General features: G+C 57.0%; 12 protein-coding genes. 7 read left to right on the forward strand and 5 right to left on the reverse strand.

What is annotated here, in order from left to right:
* Positions 1-3 precede the first annotated feature (3 nt).
* The 3 genes from O3S85_RS05025 to O3S85_RS05035 all read left to right on the forward strand — a co-directional run bounded on the left by O3S85_RS05025 (position 4) and on the right by O3S85_RS05035 (position 5574).
* Complete coding sequence (locus O3S85_RS05025) at positions 4-1041, forward strand: LacI family DNA-binding transcriptional regulator (protein ID WP_269538673.1); 1038 nt, start codon at positions 4-6, stop codon at positions 1039-1041.
* Between the two features lie 137 nt (positions 1042-1178).
* Entirely contained in the window at positions 1179-2120 is a 942-nt protein-coding gene (locus tag O3S85_RS05030) for a PEP-CTERM sorting domain-containing protein (RefSeq protein ID WP_269538674.1), read from the forward strand.
* Between the two features lie 214 nt (positions 2121-2334).
* Entirely contained in the window at positions 2335-5574 is a 3240-nt protein-coding gene (locus tag O3S85_RS05035) for a glycoside hydrolase family 5 protein (protein WP_269538675.1), read from the forward strand.
* A gap of 176 nt (positions 5575-5750) precedes the next feature.
* Here the strand turns inward: O3S85_RS05035 and O3S85_RS05040 are convergent, their stop codons facing one another.
* The 5 genes from O3S85_RS05040 to O3S85_RS05060 form a co-directional block, all read right to left on the reverse strand.
* On the reverse strand, positions 5751-7325 hold the full coding sequence (locus O3S85_RS05040; RefSeq protein ID WP_269538676.1) for an autotransporter outer membrane beta-barrel domain-containing protein: 1575 nt from the start codon (positions 7323-7325) through the stop codon (positions 5751-5753).
* A gap of 195 nt (positions 7326-7520) precedes the next feature.
* Positions 7521-8414, reverse strand: coding sequence for a transglutaminase family protein (locus O3S85_RS05045; protein WP_269538678.1), 894 nt, complete (start codon positions 8412-8414; stop codon positions 7521-7523).
* Positions 8411-10978: a circularly permuted type 2 ATP-grasp protein gene (locus tag O3S85_RS05050; RefSeq protein WP_269538679.1), complete on the reverse strand. Its 2568-nt coding sequence runs from the start codon at positions 10976-10978 to the stop codon at positions 8411-8413. Before O3S85_RS05050 ends, O3S85_RS05045 begins: the two co-directional genes overlap by 4 nt.
* Before the next feature lie 108 nt (positions 10979-11086).
* Positions 11087-12673: a glycoside hydrolase family 57 protein gene (locus tag O3S85_RS05055; RefSeq protein WP_269538680.1), complete on the reverse strand. Its 1587-nt coding sequence runs from the start codon at positions 12671-12673 to the stop codon at positions 11087-11089.
* 2 nt (positions 12674-12675) lie between these two features.
* A complete protein-coding gene (locus O3S85_RS05060) occupies positions 12676-14271 on the reverse strand; it encodes a DUF4912 domain-containing protein (RefSeq protein ID WP_269538681.1) in 1596 nt (531 codons plus the stop codon).
* Positions 14272-14437: 166 nt separating this feature from the next.
* On the opposite strand from O3S85_RS05060, the gene O3S85_RS05065 reads away from it, so the two are divergent.
* From O3S85_RS05065 to O3S85_RS05080, 4 genes are read left to right on the forward strand one after another with little or no spacing between them, the layout of a single operon-like run.
* Positions 14438-15709: a DUF4912 domain-containing protein gene (locus tag O3S85_RS05065; RefSeq protein WP_269538683.1), complete on the forward strand. Its 1272-nt coding sequence runs from the start codon at positions 14438-14440 to the stop codon at positions 15707-15709.
* Positions 15706-17229: a 1,4-alpha-glucan branching protein domain-containing protein gene (locus O3S85_RS05070; protein WP_269538684.1), complete on the forward strand. Its 1524-nt coding sequence runs from the start codon at positions 15706-15708 to the stop codon at positions 17227-17229. Before O3S85_RS05065 ends, O3S85_RS05070 begins: the two co-directional genes overlap by 4 nt.
* 17 nt (positions 17230-17246) lie before the next feature.
* A complete protein-coding gene (locus O3S85_RS05075) occupies positions 17247-19016 on the forward strand; it encodes a glycogen synthase (RefSeq protein WP_269538685.1) in 1770 nt (589 codons plus the stop codon).
* A gap of 15 nt (positions 19017-19031) precedes the next feature.
* A complete protein-coding gene (locus O3S85_RS05080; protein ID WP_269538686.1) occupies positions 19032-21503 on the forward strand; it encodes an alpha-amylase family glycosyl hydrolase in 2472 nt (823 codons plus the stop codon).
* The last annotated feature ends 55 nt before the right edge of the window (positions 21504-21558 follow it).

Genomic DNA, 21558 nt, shown 5'->3' on the forward strand with positions numbered 1-21558 from the left:
GATATGCCCCGGAACATCACTCTCAGAGACATAGCACGCGAAGCTGGCGTAAGCCTAGCAACCGTGTCCCGGGCGCTTCGGGATGAGCCACGTACCGCGCCCGAAACCAAAAAGAAAGTCCACGATATCGCCAATAAACTTGGCTACCGTCCTGACCCAGCACTCCAGGTTCTCATCGAACGGCGTTGGCATGGCAGGCGCGCCAACGAGGGCATGAACATTGCCTACCTATTCGACGGCAGAGGCCATAATGCAAAAACGTGCCAATTGGAATTTAAGCGATTTCGAGAATCAGCCCAAGCCAAAGGCTACGCCTTGATCGCGGAGGACGTCTCTGATTACCCAAACGCACAAAAACTGATCCGTCGTATGGGCTTCATGGGGGTGGCGGGTGTCGTGATTGCCGTGATGGCCAACGCGCCCTACCCGATGGATGCCATCAACGAACGCTTTGCCGCAGTTAGCATTAATGTGTCCACTTGGCAGCCTAACTGCCCGGTTGTCATGCATGACGAGTTTCTGGGCATCGAGCGCGCCTGGAGTCGCCTTACTCGCATGGGCTACCAACGCATTGGTGCCCTATTACAAGACTACCCAGAATCCTATTCTATGGACTTGCGCCTGGGCGGCGTCTTCTGCCGCCAGCACTACGTGCAATCCGCTGGGAATCGCATTCCGTTTCACCTTCATCATCAAAATGCTGGCCCGGATGATCAGGGCATTCGCCGGTGGATAGATAATTATCAACCAGAAGTTATTCTGGGAGACGACCATGAAGAGCTCGGATTGCTCGAATCCATGGGCTATCGGATTCCCCACGATTTCGCGTTCGCTAGCATCAACATGTGGGATCCTGAACTGGTCGGCAAGATCGCTGGCTACTTTCGCGACAATGTCACCCTGTTCGAGCGCGCGCTACTGCTGATCAGCATGATGGTCCGATCCGGTGTAACCGGTTCAGCCCAGGGCGACTTGATTGAAATGGTCACTGGTCAATGGGTGGATGGTGTGAGTCTTCCCAAAATCGCCACATTATCGTAATGCTTCCTCAGTTTTGAATTTCCGTATCCCAGAAATGCGTATAATGTTCCGCAACCAACAACTTGAGGCACTCAAGCCATTGAAGCATAATGCCTTAGTTTTTCGCCCAAAATAAACATCCACGAGATAGCTTAGATATGAACAAATACCTTACCCCCTCCACCGCTATTCTACTGTTCGCTGTCAGCGCTTCTGCGCAAACCAATTGGACTGGTAGTATTAATAACGACTTCAGCACCGCTGGAAACTGGGACAACGGCCTCCCAGATAACGCAACGAACCCTGGCATCATCACCTCAGGGACGCCGACCTACGATGCCATCACCAATGGCAACCTTTCGAGCACGAACATCATACAATCAGGTGGCACTGCATCATTCTTTACCGACAACCAGGTCACCTTCCAAAATGATAGCGTTTGGGACCTTAATGGCGGTACAATAGACATCAGCGGCACTGGCCGCCTGAGCCTGGGAGGCACGGCTACTTTAAACGTAAACGGCGGCAATCTGACCTCTTCAGGCGGCGGCATTTTCTGGGTAAACAGTTCCAACGCCAATCTGTCCATTTTGCAGGACTTGAATACATCCGTCATCCTTTCTCAGCGCACGGGCAACGTGCTCATCGACAACTCGACATTGACGATTGGCACTTACAATTTCTCCAATAACACTTCGCTCGCTGCGCTTACCTTGCAAAACGGCGGCACGCTCAACGCGACCACCATTTTTGATTATGCTGGCGGCAATAATACCAACCAAGGCCAGATCACGTTCACCAACGGTGCCAATTCTCTGCAAGCGGCAGCTTGGGACAGACCCGCTGAAATGCAGTTCGATTTCACCTCGACCGCCGTTGGTAGCACCATCACCATCACTACCGGCTTTTACAATCAAACTGAATGGGAAACCAAATGGACCGATGGCGAACTGACCGTGGATGGAGCCAATCTTGGTAGTTTCAGCGACTACTTTACGGTGAGCGGCGACACCCTAACCATGGTCCCAGAGCCTAGCACTTATGCGCTGCTCGGCGGCCTGATGGCCATTGGCCTCGCCTTGCTCCGTCGCCGCAAGTAAGCGTCATATGGTATAAATTTCAATAGCGGTGTGGCCTAGTGCCATGCCGCTTTTTTTACGCCTGCCAATGAATAATGTTTCAGCCGCTTCCGCTTGAGCCAGCAGCGTCCTTGCACAGCCTGATTTTCTAACGGGATTAGCGGTTAACCAATAACCCCGTGCCACCGAATGCCAACATGCCTGCAGGTGGTGATATAAATACCAATACAATACCATGCCCCGTTTCATACGATCTCTGTTGCTTCCTCTAGCCACGCTATTTGTCGCTTTTGTTCTATCGGTCAATGGTGCCACCATCACCGATAAGGGCGCTATCCAATACGGGGGCACTGAATGGGGCACGCTATTCATGAACGACAAATGGCAGGCCAGCTCCCAAGCGCGAAATTTTGCCCCCACCAAGTCGAATGGGCACAATTTCGAAGGGCAATTTCTGGGGCGTGGCGGGAACGCTTTGTTTGACTATTCGATGGCGCTTCAAGGCGACTGGAAAAGCGGCATGTCACTCAATGCCGTTGTTCGGAATCAAACCGGCGTCCAATCGAACATGCTCGCCTACGAAGGCTTACTGCCGATCAAGCAGTTTGCCGGAGCGGTGCTGGAAATCGACCAGACGAAGTTCGTGCTTCCCTTGGACTACGATGGCAGTGACCCCAATCTGATCATTCGCCAAACCAAGAAAGTCTCCATTCCGACCAGCGAGGGGATTCTGAGTTTGGGCGGCAACTTCACCGTGATGGTGACCGACGGTCGAAAATTCGGCGGGCAAAACTTCCATGTTCGCGCCTTTTTCGATCCCAATAAAGGCCTGATCAAAGAGGCGCATTTCTCTGCGCGGATTGCATTCGAGCCGATAATTGAGCAATCGCTTTCGCTCGCCAGCATTGCCAACCGCGGCTTTGCAGACGAGACGGCAGGCGATGGCCAAGGTGGTTGGACCGACCAGGGCCCGGAGCAGGATTTAGCGCAATTCTCCGCAAACACCGACATCGCCGGCAGCATCCATTTCGACATTCCCAGCAGCGGCAATAGCGTGGTGGCTTTGTCCAAGGATTCAAAACGTGCCGATAAGAGCTTTGCGGTTTTGGATGTACCGGCGAACATTGGCAGTCCATCCTATCTCTACTTGCTCCACGCCTCGGCTTACACCTGGGGGCAGGTCGGCCAGATCAAGGTTTCCTATCGCGACGGCTCCGAGCAACTGATCGAGGTTAACAACGGCCAGGACGTTGGCAACTGGTGGAACCCGGTGGCGCTGACCAATGCCGCGCTTGTCTGGAGTAGCCAGATCAAGGGGGCTAATATCGGCATCTTCGAATCACGCTTTCCCCTCGAAGAAAAGCCGATTGAAAAGATCGCCTTTGGCGCGGGCAATGACTCCATCTGGATGATTATCGGTGCCACAACGACCAATGCTGGCATCGCCCTGCCCCAGCCGGAGTTCTTCATGGTGCGCGCGAACAAAGACTGGGCCCCGATCGAAACGCCTCTTACCGTCAAGCCCGGTAGCGCGCTGGATTTTTCCGCCTGGAATCATGCGCCAGCGGGAAAATTTGGCCGAGTCATCACCACTCCGGACGGTCATTTTGCCTTTGCGGATAACCCGCAGAACTCGGTTCGCTTCTTGGGAGCCAATCTAAACTTTGACGCCAATTTCCTGACCAAGGAAGAGTCTGATGCGCTCGCGCTGCGCATGCGCCAGATGGGCTACAACACCGTTCGCATTCACCACTACGATGTTCTGCTAGCCGGTGGTTGGAACCCGACGGAGTATGTGATTTCCGAAGAGATGCTCGACCGCCTAGACTACCTCTTTTACGCGATGAAAAAGCAGGGCCTGTATGTCTCGACGGACCTTTTTACGATCCGCCGAATTCGCAATGAAAAGCTGAAAGATTTTCAAGCCGCCAATAACGCTGGAGCATTTAAAGCACTGATCCCGATCAACCAAGACGCCATGGATGAATGGAAACGCTTTGCCCGGGATTTCCTGACGCACAAGAATCCATACACGGGCATGACCTGGGCGGAGGACCCGGCGTTGTTCTCGATTTGCCCCGTTAACGAAGATACCATTTGGGCAGCGATAAATGCCGATGCAAAGGTTAAGGCGCTCTATCAGGAAGGCTTTAAGGAATGGCAAAAATCGCATCCCGACGCTCAAGGCGAGGCCGCGATCAACGAATATCTGGCTGAAGTTCAAATCGCCGCTGACGCCGAGATGAGCCGATTCCTCAAGGACGACCTGGGCGTTCAGGCCCTGATCACCGGCAACAACTGGAAACGCTACTATGCGCAAACACCGATCCGCGAGCGCTATGATTACGTCGACAACCACGGCTACTGGGACCACCCGAATTTCCCGCAAGGCCCGTGGAGATATCCCTACAGCAACTCCCAGCGCAGCGCGACTCAGAACCTCGCCGACATTCCCCGCGCGCTCTTCCTGACCCGAGTCGAAAACAAGCCATTCACGATCACGGAGTATAACTACTGCTACCCGAATATTTATCGCAATGAGTCCGGACCGCTGATGGGGACCTACTCCGCATTGCAGGACTACGATGGGCTCTATCGCTTTGCCTGGACGCACCAGCAAAAGCGAGTCAACTCGCAGCAGCCGATCGAAGGCTTCGACATTGTCCAGGACCCGATAGGACTGCTGAATGAATACATAATCGCGATGCTTTGGCTCCGCGGCGATGTCCCCGTACTTGCCGAGGAAGTCGTCTTCTCCGTCAACCGCGAGCGTGCGTTTACCAGCAGCGATCAGGTCAACACAGAGCGCACCGCGGAAGACATTTACAAGGTGGACCCGAACGATAAGTCCAAGTTTGGCAAGGCACCACCCGCCTTCTCCGCCGACGCTTCCTATCTGGGTCTGACCAAGCGCATCAGCTCGCGCTATGACCCTGATGCTGATGGCAGCGCGAACCAGGCCTTTGAGAATCAATCGGCCCAGGCATCCTACATCGTCGAACAAGACGCCACCGAGGTGCGCCTGGAGCGCGATGGCGACTTCCTCGTCGAGACGCCATTTAGCAAAGGGATCGTGATCCAGCAGCAGTCGCTCGACTCGGATTTCGTGCGCGATGTCACCGGTGGCCCGACCTCCGTTTTCGTTGGCGCACTCGACCAAAAACCACTGGCGGAGTCCGATCACCTGCTCGTGTTTCACCTCACCAACGTGCTCAACGAAGGCATGAAATTTGGTGAGGAAGGCATGTATCAAATCATCGATTTGGGTAGCCCGAACAAACTCGTCAAACGAGGCAGCGCGACGATCACCGTGCCGAATCAAGCCAGTAAGCCACAGGTGTTCGCGATCAATCTAAGCGGCGAACGCATTGGGAGCGTTACCTTCGAGCTCGATGCCAATAACAACATCGTTTTCCAAGCCGAGACACTGCCTGAATCACGCCCCGCGACACTCGCTTACGAGATCGTCCGCTGACGAAAATTCGGCAAATCTCAACGTGTCAAAAAGAAGCCCGCAAACGCTCCCTAGAACGATTGCGGGCTATTCACCTCTTTAATCTCTTCTGAACTCAATGAGATTAAAATGAACCAACGTCAGCGACACGAACATCACCTTAGTGAGCTTGTTTCGTGTCCTTACTTGGTTTGGAATTACCGATTCTTGCGATTGCGACGGCTCGAAACGAATGCCAGTACACTCACGCCAAGCAGCAGCGCATAGACGCGGGGCTCTGGCACCGCAGTCACATTCAAGTCGAGGAAGCCGCCGACATTGTTGGCATCAAAAGCGTAGTCGAAACCGCTCGGAGCGGAGCCAATTACGATACCGTTGTCGGTCAATTCACCGCTATTAAAAGTCGCGATGCGATAAGTCCCGGCTCCGAATCCCGTTTCACCAATGATGTTCAAGACGCCGTCCAGCGTCATCGAACCGGCAATGGAAAGTGTGTCGTAATCAACACCCGCAGTGCCCGCGCTGCCCAACTGCATCGCGAGGATGGTCGAGTCCTGCATGGTTAAATCAACACCGACATTCATCATGCCAATGGTGGAATCACCGGTGCCATCTGTGTTGCTGAAGTCACCTGGGGAAATCGTGGCCGACCCGGAAACCGAAAGGCCCGTGGAGAAATTACCCGCACCCGCGATAACGCCGTTCAATGTGGCGTTGGAGGTATTAATTGCCACGTTACTACCGGTGCGGGATTCCAGGTGCCCGTCATTGACGAATGAAATAGAGCCCGAGCCGATTTCCAAACCGGCTGCGCCGGTGGCGACCATGCGACCACTGGAGCTATTCGTCGCGGTCGAACCCGGATCAATGCGCAGCGTCGCAGTGTCACTAGTGGCCTGCATTAACCCGTTATTGACCACATTCACATTCGAGCCTACCAGACCGCCGCCATAAATCGTGTGGTTTACGCCATTGGTTAATTCACCCGAGCCGTTACCCCGAATGCGTGCACGGGAAGTGTCAGTCAAAGTCCCTACATCAAGAAAAACTGAGCCCGTGCCACCGAGCGTAACTGCAGCTCCGTCGGTGAGCAATTGCAGCTCCGAATAGCTGGATGTATTGGATTGCGTATCGCGAATGATGATCGAGCCGTTGTTCGTAAACGTGCCAGAGTTTTCCAGGCGGAAGCGAACCGTATCGCGGTCGGCGCTAGAGCTGATTTCGGCAACGATGTTACCGTCATTCTGATTCTGCGCATCAAGCGTCATGATCTGGTTAATGCGGTTACGCCCGCTGTTTGCACCCAAATCAATCGTGCCGGTTGACGAATTGAAAATCTGATTCGTGCCGCCAATATTAAGATGCACCGTGCGTGAATTGTTACTGGGTGCGGATGCATGCGATAAAGTGCCGCTATTGGATAGGCCACCCGTTAAATTCAGTGTGCCACTATCGAAACGAACGTTCAGCGTATTGCCGAGGTCTATGGTAAGCGCGTCGATGTCAAAGGTCGTACCATTTGCCGGAGATAGGACAACCGTGGATGGCACGCCAAGCACATCACCGATGACGGCACTTTCGGTAATGGAATCCGGCACCGTGTCGCCAGACCAATTGGCAGCGTCAGTCCAGCTCGTACCATCTCCTTCGCCATCCCAGGTAAGCACTTGAGCGCTGAGCGGCAGGGCCGTAACAGCCATCGAAATGACTGCGACTTTGAATGAGTGAGTAGCTGCGGTTTTTGGGCAGATAGAGCGCAGGGTAATATTCATACTAGTAGGGGGGTTATTGTTATTAAGCGTTGCATTAACAACACGTATACTACCCTAAAGAGTCTCTATAAGAGTCCCAAAGACTCAATTAATTATCTCCCCCAATAAAGTTAACCTATTAACCCCGAATATGCTTGGGATTACTAGATTCATACATCAAATACGATAAGGCAGCCGGAAGCGGCGTCGCAAAAGCTAGACCAGGGCATCCGCCTTTGGCGCAACGGTGACGCCGACTTCGATGGAGTGGCGGCCACCGCCGGTCATCGCACCGCGGACGAGGCTAACGTCCTGGTAATCACGGCCGTAGCCAACTGATATATGCTGCTCACCACAGATGATGTTGTTCGTCGGGTCGATATCGATCCAGCCCAGATCGGGATCGTAAATGGAAATCCAGGCGTGCGAGGCGTCGGCCCCTTCCAGACGGGGCATGCCGGGAGGCGGGTTCGTTAAAATGTAACCGCTGGCGTAACGCACCGGCATACCTATCGACCGCAGGCAGGCGATGCCCAGATGCGCGAAGTCCTGGCATACGCCACGACGCAATTTGACGACCTCCTGCACCGGCGTCATCACGTCAGTCGCGGTCGGGTCGAACTCGTAATTCTCGTAGATGAATTCTGCCAGCGCGAGCGCACCGCCGAGGTAGTGCCCACTCTCGGGCAGAAAGCTCCGCGTCAGGTCCTGTAGTTCGGGCAAGATCGGGATCTGCGGCGAGGCATAGGTAAACTGCTTGGCCTCGAAGGCTTCCGGCGTGCGCGGCTGAGTCAGCGCAGCACGAACCTCGGCACAGGTCGCAGCGATGTCCGGCAAAGGCGCACCGGGCGCGTCCACCGTCACTTCGCTGTAGGCTTCGAGTTCGAGCTCCTGGTGACTCTTTTGGAGCGAAAACTGATGCAGCGCATTGCCAAAGAAATCCACGCGTTCGATGACGGCCTCTGGCTGCGGCAGGATCGACAGCTCGAAGGCGTGCGTCTGCTGCCGCGCGTTACTCAGCGGCTTGAGCCGCGCCACGTGATGCGACACCGACACGGGAAAATCGTAACGGTAGATCGTGTGGTGGCGGATCGTGTAGGTGTTTCTCATCGCGAGGTGACAGAGAAATAATACGTGCTCAGTTCGTTGGACAGCTCGGTCAAATTCTTCAACATACCGTCTAGTAGCACCTCCAAATCGGGGCGTTCACCGGCATCGTTGGACGCGACAAGTCGTTCGGGCTCGACCAGGACGACGTCGCTGTAAACGCGCAGCGCCAGGCGATCGATGTGCTTCATATCGCTGGCGTTGTAGTGCGGCAGCATGCGGGTGTTTTCCAGAATATCCGTCACCTGAAAGGCCAGGGAACGTGGGTTGGACGGATCGGAAATCAGCAAATGCGCAATCGCGTCGACCTGCATGCGGCTCAGGTAACGACGGCGGTATGTGATGGCGCTGTCGGCAAACTCCAGCAGGCGCAGCATGAGGAAATCTTCGTTCTTCGAGACTTGGCAAAGGCTGCCCTTGAGCAGCTCACAAAGCATAATGCTGCGCTCAATGCGGCGGCCAAGATTGAGGAACGCCCAGTCAAGTCCGCGCACGGTATTTTCCGCGATGATGCCCGCAAAGGCCGCCATATAATCGAGTAGGCGTTTGAGGATGTCGTATAGCTGCGTGTTGCTGAGGATGCTGCCTCCGCCCTCCTGCGGGATGAGGCTCACCGGCATATCGCGCATCATGCGGGTCAGATCGCCGGACATCATTTCCTTGATCGAGAACATGACGCGGTTGAGCTGCTCCAGCACGTTGGTCAGGCGGTCCGGATAATTCGCGCCCTGGATAATTCTCCGCAGCGCTTCGTCAATGTGCTCGTTGAGGTCCGTGGTTGCCTTGGGCGCGCGCATGGGCAAGTTGGGTGCGTAGCCACGGATAAATTTCAGCACCATTTGCAGGTCCTGATCGTTGCGGCTTTCCGAAGCGGCATTAATGATAACCAATAGCCCGCGAATCAGCCCCTCGGATCGGTCCAAATAACGCCCCGCCCAGAACAGACTGTCCGCCATACGGCTGCTCAGCGCAACCTGCGCTGTGGCCGAGAGCGACTGGTTTGCGAGGTAGTTGTAGGCCGTCGTCTCTTCACTGACCACATCTTCGCCGCCGACGACCCACACATCCTTACTGACGCCGCCAAGCTGCATCGACACGTCCGGCGATACGGCGGAATTCGCCACGCGGCACAACCCGCCGGGCATCATCACGGCCTTGTCGTCATGGTCGAACACCTGAAACGTGCGCAGCATGAAATGGCGCGGCGTCAGGTGGTCCTCGTCATAAACCGGAGTCGTTGCCTGGAGCACCGCTTCCTGCGCAGTGAAGCGTTCGGGGAAATCCCGGATCGCCGCCACGAGCTCTTGTCGCTGCTGCTTGCTGAGTGTGGGCCCGTAGTAAACGCGCACCTTGCCCAGCGTCGGGAAGGTTGGCTTGATGATGAGGTGGTCCAGATTATCGAGCACGTAATTGCGCTCCTGCTTCTGGCCGCACCACCAAGTCGCCACCGACGGCATGAGCAAATCTTCGCCGAGTAGCTTCTGGCAAATGACGGGCAAAAACGCCGCCAAGGCTGGGGTCTCCAGCACGCCAACGCCGGGCGCATTGACCACGACCACCTTGTCCTGCCGCACCGCATTGAGCAGGCCCGGCACGCCGAGCAGCGAGTCGTCACGGAACTCCAGCGGGTCGCACCACTCGGAATCAAGTCGGCGAAAAATGACATCGACGCGCCGCATGCCGTGGATCGTCTTTAAGAAGACGGTGTCGTCACGGACGGTCAAATCGGCACCCTCGACCAACGGAAAGCCCAGCGCCCGCGCGAGGTAAGATTGCTCGAAATACGTTTCGTTGTAGGGGCCGGGCGTCAGCAGCACGACGAATGGATTTTCCAGCGCGCGGGGCGAGGCGTTCTTCAGCGCGTCGGAAACGGTCTGCAGGTAGCTCGTCACACGTCGCACCTCGTGAGGCCGCATCAGATCGGGCATCACGCGGTTGCTGATCACGCGGTTTTCGACCGAGTAGCCAAGGCCCGACGGCGCGTCCAAGCGATCCGACAGCACCCACCAATTGCCATCCGGCGAGCGCGCGAGGTCCGACGAATGCGTAAAGAGAAACTGCCGCGCCTCGGGCAGCAGGCCGTGCACCGGCCGCAAAAAGGCCGGGTTGCCAAAGACGAGGCCCGCCGGGTAGATGTTTTCTTTCAGCAGTTGCTGTTCACCGTAGATATCCTTGAGCAGCATGTTGAGCAGCCGCATGCGCTGGTTTTCCGCTGCCGCGATGCGCTCGTATTCATCATGACCCAAGAGCAGCGGAATGGCGTCCATTTTCCACTGGCGATTGGGGTTTTCCGGGTCGGAGTAAACGTTGTAAGTAACGCCGTTTTCGTCGATGATGCGCTCCAGCTGATCTTCGCGCTGGCGGTAGTCAGCCTCGCCTAGATCGGCTAGTTGGCGAAAGAGAATGTTCCAGTGCTCCGCCGTGGCCCCGCGCGACGATTTCCACTCGTCGTAAAAGCCATGCTGGGGCTGATACGCGGCCAACCACGACGGGCGCGGGTGCATTTGCGTCTGCACCTGAGTCTGGCCAATGGGTTGATTCTGCTGCATGGGCGGCGGGTTGTTCATGGAAACTTGTAGAATAACATAAGCCCTCTACCCCACCGATCAATGGCGAAAAGTATGCATGAAATTCATGAATTTGGCATCGAACCCGCGCCCAAAATCTAGATCACGCTACCCTGCGTAAACGCGCCAGTTGATGTTCGGGAAAATGTTGTCCATCAGTTCGAGGGACTCGAGTTCCTTCTTGTCGACGGTGTCGTTTTCGAGGGCGTTGGCCAGGTAATGCAGGCGGCTGCAGTGGTCGCGCACGCGGCGCTCGGCGTACTGGGCGGAGGTGCCGTTGCTGACGATGAAGGGCCAGTCCGAACTTTGTGCGAGCACGAGCTCACGGGCGCATTGCTGAAGCGCGCGGTCGTTGAGCTTTTTGACCGTTTTCTTGGCTGCGAATTCGCGCGCAAGGCGGGTCATGCGGTCACCGGCGGACGTAATTTGGTCGAACATCCAGTCGTTGGCACCGTTGAGCCAATATTCGAAGTGCCCCTTGTGGCCCCAGGACGAAGTCGCCGGGTAAGCCGTTTGGTGGACCGGATTGCGGTCGAGGTATTTGCCCAGGGAAATCGTCTCAAGTGAGCTTTGGTCATAGGCGGCCTTGCGGAGCACGTAGTCGAGCCAGGTCGGGCCCTCGAACCACCAGTGGCCGAACAGTTCGGCGTCGAACGGCGCAACAATGATCGGTGACGTGCTCATCGCGGAATCGAGGTAATCGATGTGCGACACGCGCTGAAAGAGGAACTGCGCGGCATGCTGGTCAGCCTTTTTGCGGGCGCTCTCCGGATCGTAGCCCGCCTTGTAGGAACCTGGCCCCGTGATGCGATGATACTTGATACCGGTATCCGAACGGACATCGCCCGGGAGGAATTTACGCAGGTAGTCGAAATCGAGCTCGTGCCCGATGTCGCGGTAAAACTCACGGTAATTGCCGTCACCCGGGAAGCCTGCTTCGGCGGACCAAACTTGCTTCGTGCAGCCGTGGTCTCGGCCAAACGCAGCCACGCCCGAAGGTGTGTAAAGCGGCGCGTGCACGCCGTAGACCGGTTGTGGCTTAGAGTGCTCGATGCCCTCTGTTTCGGTGCAGAAAAAGCGAATGCCGTGCGCACGAAGTCGGTCGTCGAGCCCCGGATAATAGGCGCATTCAGGGACCCAGCAGCCGTTTGGCTGGAAGCCCATGACCTCCTCGAAGTAGGCAAAGCCGTTGAGCAGTTGCCCTTCCATGGTGGCCGGATTTGCCGACAGGTGCGGCATGAAGCCGTGCGTGCCGATGCAGCTGATGACCTCCAGGTTGCCCTTTTCATGCAGAGCACGGAAGCGCTGGGAAATCCGACCATCGCAGTCCTCGAAATACTTCAGCGTGCGCGAGAAATAATCGTGATACCACTTGGCGAGATAGCTGAAATGCGGATCGTGCTTGAGCCGTTCCTGCTCGCGTTCGCAGAGCTCGATCAATATCTTCATCCGGCGGGCATAGCGCGCGCGCAATAGCTCGTCTTCGAGCATGGCCAGCAACGAGGGCGAGATGGAAATCGTCAACCCCCACGGCACGCCATCGCGCTCCAGTGCGTCGAAATTTTGCAGCAGCGGAATGTAGGTTTCCGTGATCGCCTCGAAGAGCCAAAGCTCCTCCAGAAACTGTTCGAACTCCGGGTGGCGCACAAACGGCAGGTGCGCATGCAAGACAAATGAAAGGTAGCCCTTGGCCATGATTACTTCGCGCCTCCCTTCCTGGAGGTCGCCAAAATGTTATTATAAAGAATGCAAAGTTCGACCGCGAGGCTATCCAGCGATTGCGGTTGGCTGCTGGCGCTCTGCGGATGGGATCCCCCGCGGCGCATCGGGTTGTGGAACATCTCCTGCAAGCCCCAGATGACGGAGCCTGGGTTGTCGTAGACGACCAGTCCGTTCTGCCCGTGGTTCACGCAGCCGATGCGCGCCTGGTGCGTGGTGAGGACGGATTTTCCGTTCTCAATCGCCAAGTGCGCCATGCCCTCATCCTGCCAGGTGCGGGCGGGGATCGCCACGAAGTCACAGGCGTTAAGCAGGTCCGTAAACTCCTCGCGGCCTACGTGGCCAATGAACTTGATGCGCCCGGCATGCCCGGAGCAATGCGCGCGGTGCTGCAGCTCACCCTGGAGTGGTCCGTTGCCCGCAAAAACCAACTGCGCCTCGTGGTTGGCACCGCAAACGTGCTCCATCGCGCTCATCAGTAGGTCCGCGCCGGAGGCGTGGGAAATCTCGCCCGAAAACAGCGCCAGTGGATGCGCGGGATTCAGGTGGTAGCGCTTTTTGACATCACCTGGGTCGAACGCCTTGGGCACGATGCCCTGAAACAAGTCCGGCAGGATGACAATGCGGTCTTCCTTAACGAGCCCGTCGGCTAAAATCTGATTGCGCGCATCGCTGTGCGCGGTGATGACCCAGTCGGCCTTTTTCAGCGCGGCGGCCTCCTTTTTCGTAGCGGCCTCATCGATATCGCGACCCCGCATCGCGGCGCGCTCGCGTTCACTGGCGTGGAGTGTGAGCACCAGCGGAACCTTATGCTCTTTTGCCAGTTTGGACGCTGCGGCAACGGATTCGACATCGTGCGCGTGGACCAGGCTGGGCTTCTTCTTCAGCTCCTGATTACCGGCATGGAAGTGCACGCCTAGTGGATCGGCGGCGGCGTGAAGACCCTGTAGGTAATGGGTCAGGCGTTCGGCGGCGTCCGGCTGCGGATCGTCGGCGAAAAAGGCGATCTCCAGGTCTTCGGCCAGCGAACCGGTCCAGCTGTGGTGAACACGCTCAAAGGTGCGGGCGTCGAAAATATTTTCGACCGGTATCACGCGGTCAAAGCGCCCACCGACATACATGCCGCGCGTGGAAGACTGGCCGGAGCGGTGTGCGCGGTCCATAAAGACCGTTTGCGAACGGGCCAGTGCGCGGTAACGACCGTCACGCAGGCGGAAACCGGCCTCAGCGATGAAGTAGCGCTCAATGCGGTCTGTGCTCCAATAGTAATTACCCGTAAGCCCACTCACGTTGATGTCGAACTGGCTGTGCGCGTTCATCCCATTGAAATCGATCCAGGACACGTCATAAAGACGCAGCGTTTGCTGGGCACCGTTCCATTTGTCGCCCTCTTCAGCCTGCAGGGCGTCGATCGCGGCCTTATCGAGCGACCAGTGAAGGTAGGCAAGACCGGCTTTTATCGGAACAAAGGCGAGATAATGCCCGGTTGGCGTTGGATTGAACTGCTGCCCGATTTTCCAGGCAACGGAGCGCATACGCTCCATGGTTTCGGTTCCAAGACTGGCTTCTTTCATGTGGTGGGACGTAGTGGGGACGCCAACATGAGCAAGTCCCGTGACAAGGTTCAAGGTAAAAGGCTTTTTTGGTAAATTTACATGTTTTGGCACAGGCTGGCACGCTGTGTGCGAGTAGGTTAATTCACTTGACTCAACTAAACCTCGAATCATCCTGAACGACCCAATGTCCAGTTCGCAATCACGAGTTGATCAAGACAACGCAAAGGCCGCTGACGCCTTGTTGAATCTTGCCAATGTGATTGATGGAGAAAGACTTGCGCCGTATACCGCCGCAATGGACCACCTCACTGTATTACCCGTCGCCCCGGGCCGTTTTCACGCACACTGGGAGCTGAACCCGCAAATGATCCACGAGGGCCGAAATATGCTCGGGGTCGATAGTAACGGGGCAAAATTAGTCCTTCGGGCCTATGATTTCAGGGACCACGGCAGTAATTATGCCGCGGCAGAATCCTCTTCTGATTACCCGATTAACGGACTGTGCAACTCAGGTTATTTCGACCTGAAAAGCACCCCAGCCCACGTTGGCGCAGTGCTTGGGTTGAAGAACGACCAAGGGCACTTTCGCCCACTCATGCGCGCGGAAACCATCGCCCTGCCCCAGCCGGTCGCCAAATCAGCGCCCAAAGCAGAACCAAAGCCCGCCCATGAGCCCTCACCCGTCCGCCAAGCAGCGCCGGAGGTTTCACTCTCGCCACTGGACGAGCAAGGTATCGTGGCGCGCCTGCCGCGTTTGGAAAATTTACCCGCCGAGCTGTTAAAGACACCAGATGAGCTGGCGTTTTTTGATCGTGAGCCGGACGCATCAGTCGTCGAGGCGGAGATCGTACCGCTCACCGGCAAGCTAATCCTCGACGAGTCCACAATTCACGAGGCGATCATCAGTGGCAATTGTCGCGTGCTGTCTGAGCCCAAAGCGAAGGCCTCCGCTGCCGACACCCCTGCCGCCGCGAAGAACGCCGGCCTTCCTGAAAATGTGGGTGCCTCGGAGCTGTTTGCCAGCCAGTGGGCCGATTCGTGGGACGACAAGGCACCGATCAGCCTGCGCGCGGAGTTAACCATTAACGGACGCCTAGGCCCAGGCATGAAGCTCGCCATCGGTAGCCAGGCGATCAAGCCCCTGCCCGGCGGATACTTTAAGATCACCCGCAAGCTAAGCGGCTTTGCCGAAGTTTGGCCACTGTTCCTGACCGCGAGCCTGAGTGAGCCCAGCAGCGACTCTTCGCTGGAACTGGCCAAGGACGCCGCAACCGGCGAAACCATGCTGGAGCTGCATGCATCCATTGCGATCGAAGGCCGGATCAATGATGAATCTTACCGTAAACTCCTGCCTCCGGGCGTCAGCACGGACGATCAGGGACGCTTCGAACTCCACCGCGCCTTGCCCAATGGCGCTCTGCTACTGCCGGGCTTAAGCCTGATTGCCGAAGCGTGAGCAAGCCTCGAACCGTCAGCATCCTACTGCATGCGCACCTGCCCTATGGTCTGCGCCCGGAGTTGCCCATTTCCATGGAGGAATGCTGGCTGCACGAGACCGTGCTCCAGTGCTATCTACCACTGCTGGAGCTGATTGGCAGGCTGCCCAAAGCCAAAGAGCCGATGCTCGCCGTCTCGCTTTCGCCGACCTTGCTGGAGCTGTGGGCACACCACGAGTTCCCTGATCGCTTTGCCGCGCACCTCGACCGCTTTCAGGCCATCCTTCAGGCAGAGCAGGACAACGCAAAACACCCAGCCGAGCGACGAAAGCTGGCCGCCGCCATGAGCACCGACTTGGATGCGGCCCGGGATACCTTTTATCATACCCATCAGGCAAATCTGCCCCGCGCCTGGGCCCAACTAGCCAAGGCAGGCAAAGTCGAATTGCTAACGACCGCCGCGACACATGCATTTCTACCCGCGCACCAAAGCTCGCCCCTGAGCCGGCGACTACAGATCGAAGCCGGTGTTGACACCCTTCAGCGGCGCACCGGCGTCACCCCGCGCGGATTTTGGCTGCCGGAGTGCGCCTATTACCCGGGCCTTGAGAACGATTTGGAGAGCGCGAGCATCGAGTGGTTCGCCGTCGAGAACATGGGGCAGCCGATCATCACCGAGTGCCCGAATGGCGTCCGCGCCCTGGCCCGTAATCAAGCTTTGTCCCGCAAAGTATGGGATGCGCAAACCGGCTACCCCGGGCACGCGGCCTACCGTGAGTTTCACCACGACGCCACGCATGAGCTGTCCAGCGAGCAAGCTGGCCTCTACCGCCTGCCCGATGGCGGCAACCTCCCCCTTGGCCTCAAATACTGGCGCGTCACCGGCTCGGGTGACAAGGCTTGGTATGACGCCGCTGCGGCGAAGGCTCAGGCTGAAACGGACGCCGCCGATTTTCTGGCCTCGCTGACCAAAGACGCGACCGGACTCATGTTTTTACCTTTCGATGCCGAGCTATTTGGCCACTGGTGGCATGAAGGTCCGCATTGGCTGGAGCAAGTCCTGCAAAATGGTGCGCAGATCCCGCAGTTGAATTTTTCCGCGCCCAGCGCCGCACTGGCAGACATTGAGGAGGCACCGGTTGAGCGCCCCCCTGCCTCCACGTGGGGCCGCCGCAGTGATTATTCGTTTTGGATCAACCCAGAGACGGACTGGATGTATCCGCTGCTCAAGGCCGCCGACCGCGCTCTGGCCGAGCTGATCGAAACCACGCCCGACGATACACTGCACCAACGCGCATTGCAGCAGTTGGCCCGCGAGCTTCTCTTGGCTCAGGCCTCCGACTGGCCCTTTATGATCCGCGCCGGTGCGACCAAGCAATACGCCGAAGAGCGCTTGCGCCGCCACTTTGGGCGCTTTCAATACCTGGCCATGCAGATGCGCAGTGATTCAATTGACGAAATCAAGCTCGCCGCGCTGGAGCAATTGGACCCCGTTTTTACTACGATAGATTTTGAGCGCGTTCTTTACTTTAAAGCGTAATTCATCAACCTGAACGTATGGCCAAGAAAAAGGCTCCCACCACAAAAGCTGCTGTCAAAAAGAAACCCGTTGCTGCAACTCCGGAAGTTTCGCCGATCCAACCCACTGCGAAAGCGCCGAAAAAGACTACCGCGCCGCAAAAGAAGCCTGCGGCCGATCTGGTCGATTTTGAGGAAATGGCGCAGACCGTCGAGGCCACCTACGAACAGGAGCAACTCAGCGCGCAGGAGGAGGCCTCGCCGATCAACGCAGACCCAACTCAGGCCGAAGGCATTGATCTGCACAACGTCTTTTTACATGACTATATTCCGCCGCTGGACATCGTCCACATTACGCCGGAAATGTCCCCAGTGGCTAAGGTCGGCGGCTTGGCCGACGTTGTTTTCGGGCTGACCTGGGAGCTGCAAATCCGCGGTCACAACGTGGAAACCATTTTGCCCAAATACAACAACATGCGCTACGACCATGTGTATGGATTGGAGCGCTGTTATGACGACCTCTGGGTGCCATGGGGCGAAGGTGCAATTCATTGCTCGGTTTATTTTGGCTACGTCTACGGCCGCAAATGCTTCTTTATCGAGCCGCACTCGAATGATTGCTTTTTTGAACGCAACAAGTTCTACGGCGATCATGACGACGTGTTTCGCTTCGCCTTCTTCTCACGCGCGGCGATGGAGTTCCTGCTCAAGTCCGGCAAGCGGCCCAACATCATCCATTGCCACGATTGGCAGACCGGGCTCGTGCCCGTCCACCAGTGGGAGATTTACCACCGCCTGGGCATGCAAGACTGCCGTGTTTGCTACACGATTCACAATTTCAAGCATCAAGGCGTTTGCGGCACGCAGGTGCTCGATGCAGCCGGCCTTTACCGCCACGACTATTATCAGTCCCACGATCGCCTGGGCGACTACAACCACCCCGGCGCGATTAACCTGATGAAGGGCGGCATCGTTTACTCCAACTTCGTCACCACGGTCTCGCCTACCCATGCTGGCGAAGCCAAGGACAAGGGTCAGGGCTTTGGTCTGGAGCCCGCACTCCACATCCATGGCGGCAAATACGGCGGTGTGCTCAACGGCATCGATTACGAAGTCTGGAACCCGGAGAGCGACAAGCACATTCCCTTCCACTATTCGCGTGAGGACATCAGCAAAAAATACGAAAATAAGCGCGCCCTGCGTGAGCGCCTGCTGATGGCCGATAACGAGAAGCCGATCATTGCCTTCGTGGGCCGCCTGGACCCGCAAAAGGGCCTGGAGCTGGTGCGCCACGCGCTGTTCTACTGCGTGAACCACGGCGCGCAATTCGTCATGCTCGGCAGCAGCCCGGATCCGTCGATCGACAGCTATTTCTGGCGTCTCAAGGGCGAGATCAACGAAAACCCGGACAGCCATATCGAAGTCGGCTTCAACGAAGAGCTCGCGCACCTCATTTACGCCGGGGCAGACATGATGGTCGTTCCGAGTCGCTACGAGCCTTGCGGCCTCACGCAGCTCATCGCCATGCGCTACGGCACGGTGCCGCTGGTGCGCAACGTTGGCGGCCTGGCCGACACCGTCTTCGACAAGGATTACTCCGAAAAGCCACTCGACGAGCGCAACGGCTACGTATTCCACAACGACGACTACGGCGGCATCGAAAGTGCCCTTTCCCGCGCCATCAGCTGTTATTACATGTTCCCGGATCACTTCCGCCAACTCATGCTCAACGCCATGAAATGCGACTATTCCTGGAACGTCCCGGGCCAGCACTACCTAAACATTTACAACTACATCCGGGCCAAATAACGCCCGTACAACGCCATGGCCAATTCTTCGCGCATTATCGCAGCCTACTGGACGGCGCCTGGCAAAGGCGTTGTGCTGATGAACCGCAATTGGACGTCTGCCGCGTTCCCCGACCTGTATCTCGATGCCGATGGCCTGGAGATCAAGACCGTGAAGCACATGGACCCGGTCGAGCTAGCAAAGTTCACCGGCTTCTACGAGCACAAGGGCGACATCATTTTCTGCATCGATCCCAAGCGCTTTCCGCATGTGGATTTTGAGGCGAACCCCGTCCGCGTAGCCGGCCCGTTTAACAACTGGGGGCGCGATAATCAATCGCGCTGGAACCTAACCGCGGACAAAGATGCCGCCGGTGAGACGATTTACACCGTTACAGTTCCACGTGGCGAAATCGGATCGGCCAGCAGTAAGCTGATCTTTAAATTCGTCACGCAGGACTGGCATTGGCTAACGCCGCTGCGCTGCGCGCCCAACGTCGAATACGACAAGGCGGACAACGCCAACTACCGGCTCAACCTCACCCGCAGTGGCAAGCACGCCTTCGAGTTCAAGCTCGCCAAGGGTGAGCGTGGCATGGACCGTGTTTGCCGCATCGGCTGGCGTGACGGCGGCTCCATCCGCAACCTCCAGCTCATCAAGCCCGGCCTCAGTTTTTATGACTTGAAGACCGACGCCTTGCTCGGCCCGACTGTTCGCGGCAGGGAGACGACTTTTCGCATTTTCGCCCCGCGCGCCAAGGGGGTCATCCTGGAACTTTACGACGACCTCGATTGCGAGTTCGTCAACCAGTATGACATGGCGCTGACCAAGGACCAACTGTGCTGGGAAGTCACGCTCAAAGGTAACATGCACGGCTGGTATTATTACTTTTACGTCGATGGCGAGAACGACGGCGTGACCACGGAGTTTGACTCCGATCGCCCGATCCTCGATCCCTACGCGATGGCCACCGTCTCGCATGAGGGCCCGGGCATTGTCATCAACACCAGCCAAACACCGAAGCCGCGCAAAGTCCACGAAGCGCCGCCATGGCAGGATCTGGTCTTGCTGGAATGCCATGTGCGCGACATCGCGGCCAAGGCACCGATGAAAATTTCTCAGGACGACCGTCTAGGCTTTAAGGGCGTCACCCAGTTCCTGAAAAACGAGATGTGCTACCTGCGCACGCTTGGCGCGAATGTGCTGGAGTTCCAGCCATTGCAGCAGTTCGACTCGACCAGCAAGGAGGAATACCACTGGGGCTACATGACAACGAACTACTTTTCGCCCTGCGCGTGGTATGGCTCCAACCCGGCCAAGGCCGCGCAGAACGATGAGTTTCTCGAATTGGTCGAGACCTGTCACTACCACGACTTGAGCGTGGTGGTGGACGTTGTTTACAACCATGTCGGCGTGCCCAACTTCCTGGGCTGCATCGACAAAGCTTACTATTTTTACCTGGCTGACAGTGGCGAATACATCAACTGGAGCGGCTGTGGCAACACGCTCAATGCCGAGTCCGCCATGGCCAAGCGCCTGATGATCGACAGCCTGAAATACTTTGTAGAGGCCTACGATGTCGACGGCTTCCGTTTCGATTTGGCTGAGCTGCTCACCGTCGAAACCCTCAAGGAAATCGGCGATGAGTTGAAGGCCGTCAAGGAGTCGATCATCCTGATCGCCGAGCCGTGGAGCTTCCGGGGCGGCATTCAGTGGGATACCCGCCTGGCCGGTTACGCTTTTTGGAATGACGGCTATCGCAGCACCATTGCCGATTATGTGAAAGGCAACAGCAATGCCGACGCCCTCGCCTATTACATGAAGGGCTGCCTCGACCACATGGCGGCCTGGCCCGCCCAAAGTGTCAACTACACCGCCTCGCACGATGATCGTTGTTGGATCGATAAAATCACCACCAATAACGACTACAACGGCGAGAACCCGAGTGAGCTGGACATCCAGCGCACCCACCTGATGGCAGCCATCACGCTGTGCGCCGTCGGTATGCCGATGTTCTCCGAGGGGCAGGATTTCCTCCGCAGCAAACAAGGGATCAACAACACCTATCAGCGCGGCGATATCAATGCCCTCGACTACGGTCGTCTGCAGCGTCACCAGAAAACGCACGAGTTTTTCCGCGAGCTGATCGGCCTGCGCCGCTCCGAATGGGGCGAATTACTCCGCCTCTGGGACAAGCCCTCACCCGGGTATCTGCGCGTCTTTAAATGCGACAACGGCGAACGCAGCGCCGCCGCCTTGCTCTTCAATGCCGACTGCGCCCTGGGCCCACGCCAGCTACTCTTCGCCGTGAACCCGCACCGTGAACCGCAGTCGATCAATCTGCAGGACGTCGATGGCTTGCACTGGAAATGCGTAGCCAACAACACCGAGGTCATTTATCATGGCTTCGCCGATAACCGCATGGACGGCCATCATCACCGTCTTAATCTGCGCGATATGGATGTCGGCATTTGGGTGCGCGAATTCCCGAAAGATATCTACGAGTAAAACCGATTTTTGAACTACGAATAGTGTAGATAATCGCAGATAGCTAGTAGGATTG

This window comes from Cerasicoccus sp. TK19100, assembly GCF_027257155.1.
GTDB classification, from domain to species: Bacteria; Verrucomicrobiota; Verrucomicrobiia; order Opitutales; family Cerasicoccaceae; genus Cerasicoccus; species Cerasicoccus fimbriatus.